This is a genomic window from Terrabacter sp. P5_B1 (genome assembly GCF_056400505.1).
This window is the reverse complement of record NZ_JBFULD010000574.1, coordinates 1-1146: the sequence shown is the minus strand read 5'-3', so window position 1 is coordinate 1146 and position 1146 is coordinate 1. Positions and strand designations below refer to the sequence as shown.

Annotated in this window: 2 protein-coding genes; both read left to right on the top strand. The window is 73.0% G+C overall.

Annotated elements, in window-relative coordinates:
* Positions 1 to 220: hypothetical protein (locus AC1DP0_RS22120; RefSeq protein ID WP_478088773.1), on the top strand; the 220-nt coding region annotated here is incomplete at its 5' end.
* An 87-nt stretch (positions 221 to 307) separates the two neighbouring features.
* A partial coding sequence (locus tag AC1DP0_RS22115) for an asparaginase (RefSeq protein WP_478088772.1) occupies positions 308 to 1146 on the top strand: 839 nt, incomplete at its 3' end.

The window sequence follows — 1146 nt, the reverse complement described above, 5'->3', positions numbered from 1 at the left end:
CCGCAGCTCGGCCACGACCGACGACCCCAGCGCCACGGTCGCCCGCAAGGCCGCCCCGGCCAAGCGGGCCGTGAGGAAGACGGCCTCGAAGACGGCCGCCAAGACGACGGCTACCACCAAGAGCGCCGCCAAGACCGCCGCCAAGAAGTCCGCACCGGCCAAGAAGGCCGCGAAGAAGAGCACGACCAGCACGACCAGCACGACCAGCACGACGAGCTGACCCCCGCGCCGAGGTCCGGCTGACAACAGGGCCGTCACCCCACCCGGGGTGGCGGCCCTGCCGCGTCGCTCCGGCATACTGCGGACCGTGTCAGATCACCGTGCCCCGTCGGCCGTCACCGCATCCACACCAGTCAGCGCAGCGCTCGCCGCTGCCCCGATCGTCGCGCACGTCGTGCGTGCGGGTTTCGTGGAGTCCGTCCACCACGGCGCCGCCGTCGTCACGGCGCCCGACGGCTCGGTCGAGCTCGAGATCGGCGACTCGAGCGGACCCGTCTTCCCCCGCAGCTCGAGCAAGCCGTTGCAGGCGCTCGCGATGGTGCGCAGCGGCCTCGCGACGGACGGTCGACTCCTGTCGCTCGCGTGCGCGAGCCMCTCCGGTGAGGACTTCCACGTCGAGGCGGCCCGCGAGATCCTCGCCGGCGCGGGCCTGACCGAGACCGACCTGCAAAACACCCCCGACTACCCCTACGACGAAGCGGCGCGGATCGGGTGGATCGCGAGCGGTCGGCCCAAGCAGTCCATCGTGCAGAACTGCTCCGGCAAGCACGCCTCGATGTTGGCCACGTGCGTCGTCAACGGGTGGGACCTCGCGACCTACCGCGACCCGGCCCACCCGCTCCAGGTGGCCATCGCCGACACCGTGCGTGAGCTCACCGACTCGGAGCCGAGCGCTGTCGCCGTGGACGGCTGCGGCGCCCCGATCCACGCCGTGCCGCTGCGCGCGCTGGCCCTCTCCTTCGGCCGGCTCGCCGCTGCAGCGGACGGGCCGGAGGCCAAGATCGCGACGGCCATCCGCGCCTTCCCCGAGTATCTCGGCGGCACCCACCGCGACGTCACCGCGCTGATCCGGGGCGTCGACGGCCTCATCGCCAAGGACGGCGCCGAGGCGGTCTACGCCGTGGGCCTGCCCGACGGTCGCGGCGT